The sequence below is a fragment of the Mycoavidus sp. SF9855 genome (genome assembly GCF_024582735.1).
In the GTDB taxonomy this organism is placed as follows: Bacteria; Pseudomonadota; Gammaproteobacteria; order Burkholderiales; family Burkholderiaceae; genus Mycoavidus.
In genome coordinates this window covers 113,104-126,793 of record NZ_CP102085.1, presented here as the reverse complement: position 1 = coordinate 126,793, position 13,690 = coordinate 113,104, and the positions used below count along the sequence as shown (strand labels likewise).

Here is a 13,690-nt window from a genome sequence, read left to right as displayed (position 1 = left end):
GCAAGACGATTTCCGCTGCCTCCATGTCCGATATTGCTAACCAACTCAACACGATACGCCAGCGCATTGCCAATGCGGCGCGCGTAGCAGGCCGGAGTGAGAATGCCGTAAGCTTGCTGGCTGTTTCAAAAACCTTTTCTGCCGAGATGATTCGCGCAGCTTACGCAGCCGGACAATCGTCATTTGGCGAAAGCTATATGCAAGAAGCGCTAGAGAAAATCGAGGCGTTGGCAGATTTGCGCGCGCAGCTAGAATGGCATTTTATTGGGCCTTTACAGAGCAATAAAACAAAATGGGCTGCGACGCATTTTGATTGGGTGCATTCCGTGGATCGCCTTAAAATCGCCCAGCGGCTCTCCGAACAGCGCCCCATCCATCTGCCGCCGCTCAATATCTGCCTACAAGTTAATATGAGCGGCGAAGCCAGTAAAAGTGGCGCCTCTCCCGCCGACGCAGTCTCGCTAGCACATGCACTGGCAACACTACCGCGGCTCAAATTACGTGGCTTGATGACCATTCCAGCCCCGGCTGATACCCTTGATGCGCAGCGTTTGGCATACCGCAAGGTGTCTCAGCTGTTTGCTACGCTACGTACCGATGGACTCGCACTTGATACTTTATCGGCCGGCATGTCGGCCGATTTAGAAGCCGCCATACTCGAAGGCGCAACACTGGTACGCATTGGCTCAGCGATCTTTGGTACGCGCATCAGACATTAATTAAATTTAAGAGGACATTATTCAATGAATCAGTCAGCCAGCGAAGCCTCTATGAAAATCGCCTTTATTGGTGGCGGTAATATGGCCAACGCGCTCATCGGCGGGTTAGTTAAAGGTGGCCTATCTTCATCGAATTTATATGCAATTGATGTCAATAGCGATGTATGTGCACGCCTCGAAGCGCAATGGCATATCCGCACCAGTGCCATGATCAGTCCAGCCCTGCATCACTATGACGCACTCGTATTAGCGGTTAAACCACAGCAACTCAAAGAGATTGCTCACGCCATCGCCCCCTATCTAAACAGGCAAGTTGTGATTAGCATCGCGGCGGGTATTCGTGCGGCAACGATACAGGACTGGCTAGGCGGTTATACGCGGATTGTGCGTGCCATGCCCAACACGCCAGCTTCAATTGGCATGGGTGTGACAGGCGTTACCGCACTGACTAGCGTGAATGCACAGGGCCGTCAGCTTGCTGAAACTGTGTTAGCCGCAGCAGGGCAAGTCATCTGGTGTGAACATGAAAAGCAAATCGACGCTATCACGGCAATCTCTGGCAGCGGCCCGGCTTATGTATTTTATTTTATTGAAGCCCTTGAAGAGGCCGCCCGGCAACTTGGATTTGATGACGCCCAAAGCCGCTCGCTGGCGCTTGCAACAGTGAATGGCGCCACCCAGTTAGCCATGCAATCTAATGAAGCCGTGAGCACGCTACGAGAACGCGTCAGCTCAAAAGGAGGAACGACTGCCGCAGCGCTTACGTCGTTTACTGCGGATGGCGTAAAAGAAGCCATTATGCGCGGCGCATTTGCTGCCCGGGCGAGGGCGGAGCAAATGGCAGATGAGCTCGGACAAACTTAAACTTTAGACAACGGCCGTTTAGAGAAGTTTGCTGAAGGCAACTGCCGCACTTAAAGCAGCGCATAATGCGCGGCAATACCTGCAAACAATACTCCGCCAAGCCAATTATTGTGCCTGAAAGCGGCAAAACATCCAGACCGCTCGCGGCTACGAATCAACGTGTAATGATACGCGGCACATAGCATAGCGCCGATCAAGCCGAGCCAAAATGCCAATGTATAAGCAAGTGCAATACCTATTGCCGCGTAAATCAGCAAAAACAACGCATAGCAGCCCATAATCGCCAGCACATCGTATTGACCAAAGGTCAGCGCTGAAGTGCGGATACCAATTTTTCGGTCATCATCACGATCCACCATTGCATATTCTGTGTCATAAGCAATTGACCAAAATATATTTGCAATCAGCATAGCCCACGCTAGAGGCGGCAGTTGGTTTTGCACCGCGGCAAATGCCATCGGTATACCAAAACCAAAGGCGCAGCCTAGATAAGCTTGAGGTAATGCGAAAAAGCGTTTGGTCAATGGATAGCTGGCCGCAAGCAACACCGCAATCAGTGCGAGCCATTTTGTCATTGCATTAAGAGAGGCAATTAACAGAAAAGAAAATAATGTGATCGCGACTGCCAACACCAGCGCCCGCCAAGGCGCAATTTGGCCAGAAGTAATCGGCCGCTCGCGCGTGCGCTCAACATATCGGTCAAAATCCCGATCAGCATAATCGTTAATTGCACAGCCAGCTGAACGCATCAGAATCGTACCCATCACAAAAATCAGCAACAGCGACAATGACGGCGGGCCATTCGATGCAATCCAGAGTGCATTCAGTGTTGGCCACAGCAACAACAAAATACCAATCGGTTTATCCAGACGCAGCAAACGCCAGTATGGTACAAGCCAAGCTATTTTGTGAGCGGCCATTTGCTTATGCCAGCATAGAGCGTAGCATCCAGGCGGTTTTTTCATGGGTTTGCATACGCTGTGTGAGTAAATCCGCAGTTGGCTCATCCTGCGCATCGTCAGCCACTGGAAAAAATTTGCGCGCAGTTCGTGTTACGGCTTCATGGCCTTCGACCAGTTGACGAATCATCTCTTCAGCCGCTGGCACGCCCTCCGCTTCAGAGATAGAAGAGAGTTTTGCGTATTCACGGTAACTGCCAGGAGCCGGAAAACCTAGGGCCCGAATCCGCTCGGCAATCTCATCCACCGCACTAGCAAGCTCAGTATATTGAGTTTCAAACATGAGGTGCAGTGTATTAAACTGCGGGCCGGTGACATTCCAATGGAAATTATGGGTCTTTAAATATAAGGTATAGGTGTCCGCCAATACGTGACTTAAACCCTCGGCAATATGTTTGCGATCTTGATCGCTGATGCCAATATTGATATTAGTTGCTGAGACTTTTTTAGTCATTACATGCTCCTTAAAAAAGAATTACTGTGGTACATGGATGGATTCAGTATCCGGCATTTAGGCAACTTAAATTGAATGCGTTTTATGCTTGCTTAGCGGGTAAATCCAGTTTTTTTGCTCCCGGTAAATTGCAAGCAGCAACGGCTGAACAGATGACATCAATGGCCGGCATACGCGTAAAGCTCTTGCGCCATGCCAACACCACCCGGCGGTCCGGTACCGGTTCTTTAAATGGAATATAACTCAGCATAGCATTATCAACAGCATTCTTATGATGCGTTATCTTATGCTTGCCAATTTGCTCAACCGGCACGGAAGTGCACGGCAGCACGGTAATGCCAATTCCGCTTGCTACCATATGGCGGATAGTTTCAAGCGATGAACCTTCAAAGGTTTTTTGAATACCGTCCGCATTCTGTGAAAAACGCATCAACTCTGGACACACGCCGAGCACATGGTCCCGGAAACAATGTCCGTTACCAAGGAGCAGCATGGTTTCTTGCTTAAGGTCGTTGGCATCAATTGAAGTCTGTTGTTCCCATGGATGCCTTTTAGGTAAGGCAACCACAAAGGGTTCATCATACAGTGGGCGCATTACCAGCCCCGTTTCAGGAAATGGCAAGGCAATCACAGCCACATCAATTTCACCTTGCTTAAGTAACTCAATCAGCTTCAAAGTAAAATTTTCTTGCAGCATCAATGGCATTTGCGGCGCCATCTTGATCATTTGCTTAACCAGCGAAGGCAACAGATAAGGCCCGATTGTATAAATCACACCAAGGCGTATCGGTCCTATCAGTGGATCTTTGCCTTGTTTGGCAATTTCTCTAATCGCCTGGGTTTGTTCCAAAACACGTTGTGCCTGCGCAATAATTTGTTCGCCAATCGGTGTTACGCTGATTTCACTGGTACCACGTTCAAAAATTTGCACATTCAGCTCATCTTCGAGCTTTTTGATTGCTACAGATAAAGTGGGCTGACTAACAAAACACGCATCCGCCGCGCGGCTAAAATGCCGTTCGCGAGCAATTGCAACGATGTACTTAAGTTCGGTGAGGGTCATGTATGTTCAGTATACCAAAACAACTGTCCTATGCCAGTTGCATACGAAGCTTTGCTATTGTAGAGGATGGCGCTGAACTAAAAGGAGACGAATAAAACACAAAAAGCCTCCCTTGTGGGGAGGCTTTTTGGTTAAAGAGAGAAGCCTGACGATGTCCTACTTTCACACGGGTAATCCGCACTATCATCGGCGTGGAGTTGTTTCACGGCCCTGTTCGAGATGGGAAGGGGTGGTTCCAACACGCTATGGTCATCAGGCGTAAAGGGTAGAAGAACTGAGAGCGATCTCAATTCATCAAAAAGGGGGGAAGAAGTAATTAGGTAATAGATAAGACACACAAGTTATAGGGTCAAGCCTCACGGGCGATTAGTACTGGTTAGCTAAGCACATTACTGTGCGTACACACCCAGCCTATCGACGTCCTGGTCTCGAACGACCCTTCAGGGGAATCGAATTCCCGGGAAATCTCATCTCGAGGCGAGTTTCCCGCTTAGATGCTTTCAGCGGTTATCTCTTCCGAACATAGCTACCCGGCGATGCCACTGGCGTGACAACCGGTACACCAGAGGTTCGTCCACTCCGGTCCTCTCGTACTAGGAGCAGGTCCTCTCAAATTTCCAGCGCCCACGGCAGATAGGGACCAAACTGTCTCACGACGTTTTAAACCCAGCTCACGTACCTCTTTAAATGGCGAACAGCCATACCCTTGGGACCGGCTACAGCCCCAGGATGAGATGAGCCGACATCGAGGTGCCAAACACCGCCGTCGATATGAACTCTTGGGCGGTATCAGCCTGTTATCCCCAGAGTACCTTTTATCCGTTGAGCGATGGCCCTTCCATACAGAACCACCGGATCACTATGACCTGCTTTCGCACCTGTTCGACGTGTCAGTCTCACAGTTAAGCACGCTTATGCCATTGCACTATCAGTACGATTTCCGACCGTACCTAGCGTACCTTCGTACTCCTCCGTTACGCTTTGGGAGGAGACCGCCCCAGTCAAACTGCCCACCATGCACTGTTCCCGACCCGGATTACGGGCCAAGGTTAGAACCGCAAACAAACCAGGGTGGTATTTCAAGGTTGGCTCCACGCAAACTAGCGTTCACGCTTCAAAGCCTCCCACCTATCCTACACAGACCGGTTCACAGTTCAATACAAAGCTACAGTAAAGGTTCATGGGGTCTTTCCGTCTAGCCGCGGGTAGATTGCATCATCACAAACATTTCAACTTCGCTGAGTCTCGGGAGGAGACAGTGTGGCCATCGTTACGCCATTCGTGCAGGTCGGAACTTACCCGACAAGGAATTTCGCTACCTTAGGACCGTTATAGTTACGGCCGCCGTTTACCGGGACTTCAATCAAGAGCTTGCACCCCATCATTTAATCTTCCGGCACCGGGCAGGCGTCACACCCTATACGTCCACTTTCGTGTTTGCAGAGTGCTGTGTTTTTATTAAACAGTCGCAGCCACCAATTTTTTGCAACCCTTTCTCCCTTCTGGCGCAGGCCAGTCAAGATACCAGGGCGTACCTTATCCCGAAGTTACGGTACCAATTTGCCGAGTTCCTTCTCCCGAGTTCTCTCAAGCGCCTTAGAATACTCATCTCGCCCACCTGTGTCGGTTTGCGGTACGGTCGTCATTAGACTGAAGCTTAGAGGCTTTTCTTGGAACCACTTCCAATTGCTTCGCAAACTCACGTTTGCTCGCCCCACATCCTTGAATTCCGCGCCCGGATTTGCCTAAGCGCCTTCTCTAATGCAGGGACCGGGACATCCAACACCCGGACAACCTTTAGCGATCCGTCCCCCCATCGCATCTAACGACGGTGCAGGAATATTAACCTGCTTCCCATCAGCTACGCATTTCTGCCTCACCTTAGGGGCCGACTCACCCTACGCCGATGAACGTTGCGTAGGAAACCTTGGGCTTTCGGCGAGGGGGCTTTTCACCCCCTTTATCGCTACTCATGTCAGCATTCGCACTTCTGATACCTCCAGCATACCTTTCGATACACCTTCACAGGCTTACAGAACGCTCTCCTACCATGCATATTACTATGCATCCGCAGCTTCGGTGACTGGCTTGAGCCCCGTTACATCTTCCGCGCAGGACGACTCGATCAGTGAGCTATTACGCTTTCTTTAAAGGATGGCTGCTTCTAAGCCAACCTCCTGACTGTTTTAGCCTTCCCACTTCGTTTCCCACTTAGCCAATCTTGGGGACCTTAGCTGGCGGTCTGGGTTGTTTCCCTCTTGACGTCGGACGTTAGCACCCGGCGTCTGTCTCCCGTGATTGCACTCTTCGGTATTCGGAGTTTGCTATGGCGAGGTAATCCGCGATGGACCCCTCTACCATGACAGTGCTCTACCCCCGAAGGTGATACACGAGGCACTACCTAAATAGTTTTCGGAGAGAACCAGCTATTTCCGGATTTGTTTAGCCTTTCACCCCTATCCACAGCTCATCCCCTAATTTTTCAACATTAGTGGGTTCGGACCTCCAGTACGTGTTACCGCACCTTCATCCTGGCCATGGATAGATCATCCGGTTTCGGGTCTACACCCAGCAACTATCGCCCTATTCGGACTCGCTTTCGCTACGCCTTCCCTAATCGGTTAAGCTCGCTACTGAATGTAAGTCGCTGACCCATTATACAAAAGGTACGCAGTCACCCCTTACGAGGCTCCTACTGTTTGTATGCATGCGGTTTCAGGATCTATTTCACTCCCCTTCCGGGGTTCTTTTCGCCTTTCCCTCACGGTACTGGTTCACTATCGGTCGATCACGAGTATTTAGCCTTGGAGGATGGTCCCCCCATCTTCAAACAGGATTTCACGTGTCCCGCCCTACTTTTCGTATCCCTAGTTCCACACTACAGTTTTCGCATACAGGGCTATCACCTTCTATGGCTGGACTTTCCATTCCATTTTGCTAACTATTGTGCTAAAAAATACAGGCTCTTCCCATTTCGCTCGCCACTACTCTGGGAATCTCGGTTGATTTCTTTTCCTACGGCTACTTAGATGTTTCAGTTCACCGCGTTCGCTTCTCTTGACCTATGTATTCAGTCAAGGATGACCCATTCGGGCCGGGTTTCCCCATTCGGACATCTTCGGATCAAAGCTTGTTTGCCAGCTCCCCGAAGCTTTTCGCAGGCTACCACGTCCTTCATCGCCTGTGATCGCCAAGGCATCCACCACATGCACTTATTCACTTGACCCTATAACTAGGGTGTCTCTAAGTACTTGTTTGCCTTATCTCAACGGCTGACCCGTCTCGATAAGTCGATACAATCTATTACCCATGTATGCTTCAACATTCCATCTCAAGAATGTCTCCACATACTTTACTTCTTCCATTTTGTTAAAGAACGTGACAGTCGATTTACGACAATCGTTATTCCACAAGGCTCCCATTCAGAAACCCTGGCGAATAAAGATTGGTGGAGGCAGACGGGATCGAACCGACGACCCCCTGCTTGCAAAGCAGGTGCTCTCCCAGCTGAGCTATGCCCCCCTGTGTCTTCCTTGACCAATCAACAGGCCTGTGCTTGGTGGGTCTGGTAGGACTTGAACCTACGACCCCACGCTTATCAAGCGTGTGCTCTAACCACCTGAGCTACAGACCCATTACAGCCGATAAGTGTGGACACTTGACTTCAAGCATCTTCTAGAAAGGAGGTGATCCAGCCGCACCTTCCGATACGGCTACCTTGTTACGACTTCACCCCAGTCATGAATCCTACCGTGGTGACCGCCCTCCTTACGGTTAGACTAGCCACTTCTGGTAAAACCCACTCCCATGGTGTGACGGGCGGTGTGTACAAGACCCGGGAACGTATTCACCGCGGCATGCTGATCCGCGATTACTAGCGATTCCAACTTCATGCAGTCGAGTTGCAGACTGCAATCCGGACTACGATCGGTTTTCTGGGATTGGCTCCCCCTCGCGGGTTGGCTACCCTCTGTTCCGACCATTGTATGACGTGTGAAGCCCTACCCATAAGGGCCATGAGGACTTGACGTCATCCCCGCCTTCCTCCGGTTTGTCACCGGCAGTCTCCTTAAAGTGCCCTTGCGTAGCAACTAAGGATAAGGGTTGCGCTCGTTGCGGGACTTAACCCAACATCTCACGACACGAGCTGACGACAGCCATGCAGCACCTGTGTTACATCTCTCTTTCGAGCACTCCAACCTCTCGGCCAGATTATGTACATGTCAAGGGTAGGTAAGGTTTTTCGCGTTGCATCGAATTAATCCACATCATCCACCGCTTGTGCGGGTCCCCGTCAATTCCTTTGAGTTTTAATCTTGCGATCGTACTCCCCAGGCGGTCAACTTCACGCGTTAGCTTCGTTACTAAGGATAGCTATCCCCAACAACCAGTTGACATCGTTTAGGGCGTGGACTACCAGGGTATCTAATCCTGTTTGCTCCCCACGCTTTCGTGCCTCAGCGTCAGTATTGGCCCAGGAGGCTGCCTTCGCCATCGGTGTTCCTCCACATATCTACGCATTTCACTGCTACACGTGGAATTCCACCTCCCTCTGCCATACTCTAGTCTGCCAGTCACGTATGCAGTTCCCAGGTTGAGCCCAGGGATTTCACATCCGTCTTAACAAACCGCCTACGCACCCTTTACGCCCAATAATTCCGATTAACGCTTGCACCCTACGTATTACCGCGGCTGCTGGCACGTAGTTAGCCGGTGCTTATTCTTCCGGTACCGTCATCCATTAAGATTATTTACCCTAACGTTTTCTTCCCGAACAAAAGTGCTTTACAACCCGAAGGCCTTCTTCACACACGCGGCATTGCTGGATCAGGGTTGCCCCCATTGTCCAAAATTCCCCACTGCTGCCTCCCGTAGGAGTCTGGGCCGTGTCTCAGTCCCAGTGTGGCTGGTCGTCCTCTCAGACCAGCTACGGATCGTCGCCTTGGTAAGCCTTTACCTCACCAACTAGCTAATCCGACATCGGCCGCCCCTATAGCGCGAGGCCCTAAGGTCCCCCGCTTTCATCCGTAGATCGTATGCGGTATTAATCCGGCTTTCGCCGGGCTATCCCCCTCTACAGGACACGTTCCGATGTATTACTCACCCGTTCGCCACTCGCCGCCAGGCCGAAACCCGCGCTGCCGTTCGACTTGCATGTGTAAAGCATGCCGCCAGCGTTCAATCTGAGCCAGGATCAAACTCTTCTGTTTAAACCTGTTTAAACTCCCCATCTTTTCAGACGGGTGCTCTCTCAAAGGTTGACAAGTCGTAGATTGCTCTACTACCCATCTTACTTCTTGTGAGACTTGATATCTATCTTCGTTCCTCACGGCTTACGCCGCAAAAAACTCGCTTTCATCAAGTGCCCACTCTTATCGACTGTAACTTTTTAAAGATCGCCCACTTACCTTCCGGTTCGTGTCTCGCTGACTCAGCAGCGAAGGAACGAGATTATGCTGCCTTTACGCCAACCCGTCAACCCCTTTTCGCAAAAATCTTTAAATTAAATAAGATTCGCATTAGCCGCGGCAATCGCCGTCATATTGATGATCCGCCGCACGGTGGCGCCTGGAGTCAGAATATGCACCGGTTTTGATGCGCCAAGCAAGAATGGGCCTATGGTTAGGCCCTCGCCGCTGGTCATTTTTAATAAATTGTAGGCAATATTTGCGGCCTCTAGACTTGGCATAATCAAGAGATTCGCCTCACCGGTCAGTTTTGACCCAGGAAAGGCCGCTTTGCGTAAGACTTCGGACAAGGCGGCATCACCATGCATCTCACCCTCCACCTCGAGCTCGGGTGCGCGCTCAACAATCAATGCGCGTGCTTTAGCCATGCGTTGCGAGGAGGCGTTTGGCGCACTACCAAAATTTGAACTCGATAACAGCGCAATCTTGGGCACAATGCCAAAGCGCTCAATTTCACGCGCAGCAAGCACCGCCATCTCAGCCAACTGCTCCGAACTCGGTTCTTGATTGACATAGGTATCGCAGATAAACAAATTGCGCCCTGGCAGCATCAGCAAATTCATCGCTGCATAATGACTGACATCGGGCGCGTAACCCAGCGCTTGCTGAATAAATTTCAGGTGACTATGGTAAGTGTCAATCAGACCACAGATCATGCCTTCGGCTTCACCTAGGTGAACCAGAGTCGCGCCAATCAAGGTATTAGACTTGCGCATCGCGGCCTTCGCCACTTCTGGCGTGACGCCTTCACGGGCCCCTCGCCGATGATATTCTTGCCAACTTTTTTGATAACGCGAATCATCTTCTGGATTAACAACAATCAAATCTTGACCAAGTTTTAACTTTGAGCTAATTTTTTTCAAACGCATTTCAATCACAGCCGGTCGACCTACTACGATAGGCTGCGCGATTTTTTCAAGCAACACAAATTGAGCTGCGCGCAAAACGCGTTCGTCCTCACCTTCGGCAAACACAATCCGCGCTGGCGCCGTTTTAGCTGCGGTGAAGACTGGACGCATCACCATCCCCGTGCGGTAAACGGTCCCGGCGAGCTGCTCACGGTAGGCATCCATGTCAGCAATGGGTTGCGTTGCTACGCCTGAATCCATCGCCGCCTGTGCTACGGCCGGTGCAATTTTGATGATTAAACGTGGATCAAATGGCTTAGGGATTAAATAATCCGGTCCAAATTCAAGTGTATGACCTTCATAAGCCTTCGCCACCTCATCACCTTGATCGCAGTCTTGTGCCAATTCGGCAATGGCCTTTACACAAGCGAGCTTCATCTGCTCAGTGATACAGGTGGCCCCTACATCCAACGCGCCGCGAAAAATAAAGGGAAAACACAATACATTGTTGACCTGATTCGGATAGTCTGAGCGACCCGTCGCAATCACCACATCTGGGCGCGCCGCTTTAGCAAGCTCTGGGCGAATTTCCGGCTCTGGGTTAGCCAGCGCGAGAATCAATGGCTTCGCGGCCATGCTTTTCACCATTTCTGGCTTAAGCACGCCTGCCGCCGAACACCCGAGAAAAACATCTGCATCTTGCATCGCATCGGCTAGCTCGCGTGCTTGAGTTTTAGCAATGTAACGTGCTTTAGTGGGATCCAGGTTGGAGCGCCCATCATGGATCACGCCTTTTGAGTCGACGACAAGAATATGGGCTTTATTTAGCCCAAGATCGACGAGCAAATCCAAGCAAGCAATTGCTGCTGCACCCGCACCCGAACAAACCAGTTTGATTTCGCTTAACTTTTTGCCAACGACCTTCAAGCCGTTAAGGATAGCGGCAGACGCGATGATCGCCGTGCCATGTTGATCATCATGAAAAACCGGAATTTTCATCCGCTCGCGCAGCTTTTTTTCGATATAAAAACACTCGGGCGCTTTAATATCTTCAAGATTAATGCCGCCCAGCGTTGGCTCCAGCATAGCGATTGCCTCAACCAGCTTGTCTGGATCGTTTTCTGCCAACTCAATATCGAATACGTCAATGCCAGCGAACTTCTTAAATAAGCAACCTTTGCCTTCCATCACAGGTTTAGCTGCAAGTGGCCCAATATTACCAAGACCTAACACGGCGGTACCATTTGTGATCACGCCCACTAGATTGCCGCGTGAGGTGTATTTTTGTGCCGTCAGCGGATCTTGATGAATCGCCTCACATGCGGCCGCCACTCCCGGCGAGTAGGCTAGAGCAAGGTCTAGGCTATTGGACAATGGCTTCGTCGGAGTAACCGATATCTTGCCAGGGCGGGGGAATTGATGATAATAAAGCGCGCTTTGCTTAAGTTGTTCGTCCATTACATCTAACCTGTGGTTTTGTTGATTTTAAGCCCAAAAGAATTAAGCTGCCCGACAGCAGGCTGAATGAGTTGGCCACTCGCCGCGGGGAGCCTAGTTTACACCTCAAGGCCATCAATAAGGTTTAAGCACAAAATTTTTGTTATTTATTTTCGCCATAAATGAAAGAATTTCACAAAAATTCTAGGTAGAATAAGGGGTCTACTAAAATAGGATTTGCCATGACAGGCTCTAATCACCCCTCCATTGCTGACACTACAGCAAAAATTCTGCTTGAGTTACAAGCGGTGCACTTTAATACCGTCAATCCTTTCATGTTGACCTCTGGTCGGGCCAGCCCGGTATATATCGACTGCCGCAAACTGATTTCCTTTCCGCGCGCACGCCGCACGCTGATGTCAATGGCTGAATCGACGATCTTAGATGAGATTGGCTTCGAGCAAATTGATGCGGTAGCCGGTGGTGAAACCGCTGGCATTCCTTTTGCCGCCTGGATCGCTGACCGGCTGATGTTGCCCATGCAATATGTGCGAAAAAAACCAAAAGGCTTTGGCCGCAATGCGCAGATTGAAGGTCATCTCACAGAAGGAGCGCGTGTTTTACTGGTGGAGGATTTAACCACCGATAGCCGCAGCAAGATTAATTTTTGTGAAGCGCTGCGCACAGCGGGGGCTCAAGTTAACCATGTCTTTGTGCTCTTTCACTATGATATCTTTGCCGAAAGCCGCTCTGTTTTAAAAGATATCGGGGTTGAGCTCCATGCCCTTGCCACTTGGTGGGATGTTCTTCGAGTGGCCAAGTCACTGAATTATTTCGATCCTGCGACGCTTGATGAAGTCGAGAAATTCTTACACGCTCCCGCCGCATGGTCAGCGGCGCACGGTGGCTCTGAAACGGTGGTTTAATGATTAAAGTATTTGTTGACGGGCAAGAGGGCACCACCGGCCTGAAGATTTTTGAATATCTTGCGATCCGACGTGATATTGAAATACTACGTATTGACGAAGATAAACGAAAAGACGTTGAGCAGCGACGCACCCTGATCAACGCTTCAGATCTGACCTTCTTGTGTTTACCCGACACTGCCGCGCGTGAATCGGTAGCACTCGTCGACAACCCCAATACCTGCATCATTGACGCCAGTACCGCCTTTCGCACCGATCATGATTGGGCATACGGGTTACCGGAACTAAACCGCGCACAGCGCGCGCGCATCCGCACGTCCCAGCGAATTGCGGTGCCAGGTTGCCATGCATCGGCGTTTATACTCGCCGCGCATCCGTTGGTAGCAAAAGGCATTATGCCGCCTGATTGTCCGCTGAGCAGTTATTCAATTACGGGTTATAGCGGTGGCGGCAAGCAAATGATTTCGGCTTATGAGTGCGGTGAAAACCCGTCACTTACAAGTCCGAGACACTACGCGCTTGGCCTTGAGCACAAGCATCTGCCAGAAATGACGATGCATGCGGAACTTGCCACCGCGCCCATCTTCACGCCGATTGTTGCGTCTTTTTATCAAGGTTTGGCGGTTACGACTTGTTTTTATTCTCGTTATCTTGCCCCCGGCGTTGGCCCTCAACACGTTCAGGCGGTGCTTGCCGAATATTATGAAAATGAGCCTTTTATCCGGGTTGCGCCATTTGATGCGGTAGAGAATCTTGATCAGGGGTTTTTTAATATTCAAGAGTGTAATAATACAAATCGCGTAGATATTTTTGTATTTGGTAACCAAGATCGGATCGTCACTATTGCCCGGCTTGATAACTTAGGCAAAGGTGCATCAGGCGCCGCGATTCAATGCATGAACCTACGCCTTGGTACGGGTGAAATGGCAGGATTGACTGCTATCGCATAAAG

Annotated in this window: 8 protein-coding genes, 2 tRNA genes and 3 rRNA genes; 4 read left to right on the top strand and 9 right to left on the bottom strand. The window is 50.4% G+C overall.

The genetic code is table 11. The features are described from left to right. Positions 1–23 precede the first annotated feature (23 nt). Both NQD60_RS00510 and proC read left to right on the top strand, forming a co-directional pair. Positions 24–719 carry a YggS family pyridoxal phosphate-dependent enzyme gene (locus tag NQD60_RS00510; RefSeq protein ID WP_257100637.1) on the top strand — a complete coding sequence of 232 codons (696 nt, stop codon included), beginning with the start codon at positions 24–26 and terminating at the stop codon, positions 717–719. Positions 720–770: 51 nt separating this feature from the next. Then, the gene (proC, locus tag NQD60_RS00505) at positions 771–1,583 is read left to right on the top strand and encodes a pyrroline-5-carboxylate reductase (protein ID WP_257101216.1); all 813 of its coding nucleotides are present in this window, start codon (positions 771–773) and stop codon (positions 1,581–1,583) included. 50 nt (positions 1,584–1,633) lie between these two features. Here proC and ubiA read toward each other — a convergent pair whose 3' ends face one another. From ubiA to NQD60_RS00460, 9 genes are all read right to left on the bottom strand, one after another. Beyond that, positions 1,634–2,503 (bottom strand): 4-hydroxybenzoate octaprenyltransferase, encoded by an 870-nt coding sequence (gene ubiA, locus NQD60_RS00500; protein WP_257100636.1) that lies wholly within the window; start codon positions 2,501–2,503, stop codon positions 1,634–1,636. Between the two features lie 4 nt (positions 2,504–2,507). Next, positions 2,508–2,996 carry a Dps family protein gene (locus NQD60_RS00495; RefSeq protein ID WP_257100635.1) on the bottom strand — a complete coding sequence of 163 codons (489 nt, stop codon included), beginning with the start codon at positions 2,994–2,996 and terminating at the stop codon, positions 2,508–2,510. Between the two features lie 82 nt (positions 2,997–3,078). After that, entirely contained in the window at positions 3,079–4,059 is a 981-nt protein-coding gene (locus tag NQD60_RS00490; RefSeq protein ID WP_257100634.1) for a LysR substrate-binding domain-containing protein, read from the bottom strand. A gap of 143 nt (positions 4,060–4,202) precedes the next feature. Then, positions 4,203–4,316: ribosomal RNA gene (gene rrf, locus NQD60_RS00485) — 5S ribosomal RNA — on the bottom strand. A gap of 88 nt (positions 4,317–4,404) precedes the next feature. Beyond that, positions 4,405–7,285: ribosomal RNA gene (locus NQD60_RS00480) — 23S ribosomal RNA — on the bottom strand. Between the two features lie 220 nt (positions 7,286–7,505). Beyond that, positions 7,506–7,581 (bottom strand) — tRNA-Ala (locus tag NQD60_RS00475). A 35-nt stretch (positions 7,582–7,616) separates the two neighbouring features. Then, positions 7,617–7,693: transfer RNA gene (locus NQD60_RS00470), tRNA-Ile, on the bottom strand. 45 nt (positions 7,694–7,738) lie between these two features. Continuing rightward, a 16S ribosomal RNA gene (locus tag NQD60_RS00465) occupies positions 7,739–9,269 on the bottom strand. Together the 16S, 23S and 5S rRNA genes with 2 tRNA genes alongside form the textbook arrangement of a ribosomal RNA operon. A 293-nt stretch (positions 9,270–9,562) precedes the next feature. Beyond that, a complete protein-coding gene (locus NQD60_RS00460; protein WP_257100633.1) occupies positions 9,563–11,833 on the bottom strand; it encodes an NADP-dependent malic enzyme in 2,271 nt (756 codons plus the stop codon). Positions 11,834–12,054: 221 nt separating this feature from the next. On the opposite strand from NQD60_RS00460, the gene NQD60_RS00455 reads away from it, so the two are divergent. Continuing rightward, positions 12,055–12,738, top strand: a complete 684-nt coding sequence (locus NQD60_RS00455) for an orotate phosphoribosyltransferase (protein WP_257100632.1) — start codon at positions 12,055–12,057, stop codon at positions 12,736–12,738. Then, a complete protein-coding gene (gene argC / locus NQD60_RS00450; RefSeq protein ID WP_257100631.1) occupies positions 12,738–13,688 on the top strand; it encodes an N-acetyl-gamma-glutamyl-phosphate reductase in 951 nt (316 codons plus the stop codon). The genes NQD60_RS00455 and argC overlap by 1 nt, the downstream gene beginning before the upstream one ends. The last annotated feature ends 2 nt before the right edge of the window (positions 13,689–13,690 follow it).

Bases quoted from the DNA above. Each gene is read 5' to 3' on its own strand.
- NQD60_RS00510 (WP_257100637.1), top strand. From the start codon at position 24: ATGTCCGATATTGCTAACCAACTCAACACGATACGCCAGCGCATTGCC.
- proC (WP_257101216.1), top strand. From the start codon at position 771: ATGAAAATCGCCTTTATTGGTGGCGGTAATATGGCCAACGCGCTCATC.
- ubiA (WP_257100636.1), bottom strand. From the start codon at position 2,503: ATGGCCGCTCACAAAATAGCTTGGCTTGTACCATACTGGCGTTTGCTG.
- NQD60_RS00495 (WP_257100635.1), bottom strand. From the start codon at position 2,996: ATGACTAAAAAAGTCTCAGCAACTAATATCAATATTGGCATCAGCGAT.
- NQD60_RS00490 (WP_257100634.1), bottom strand. From the start codon at position 4,059: ATGACCCTCACCGAACTTAAGTACATCGTTGCAATTGCTCGCGAACGG.
- NQD60_RS00460 (WP_257100633.1), bottom strand. From the start codon at position 11,833: ATGGACGAACAACTTAAGCAAAGCGCGCTTTATTATCATCAATTCCCC.
- NQD60_RS00455 (WP_257100632.1), top strand. From the start codon at position 12,055: ATGACAGGCTCTAATCACCCCTCCATTGCTGACACTACAGCAAAAATT.
- argC (WP_257100631.1), top strand. From the start codon at position 12,738: ATGATTAAAGTATTTGTTGACGGGCAAGAGGGCACCACCGGCCTGAAG.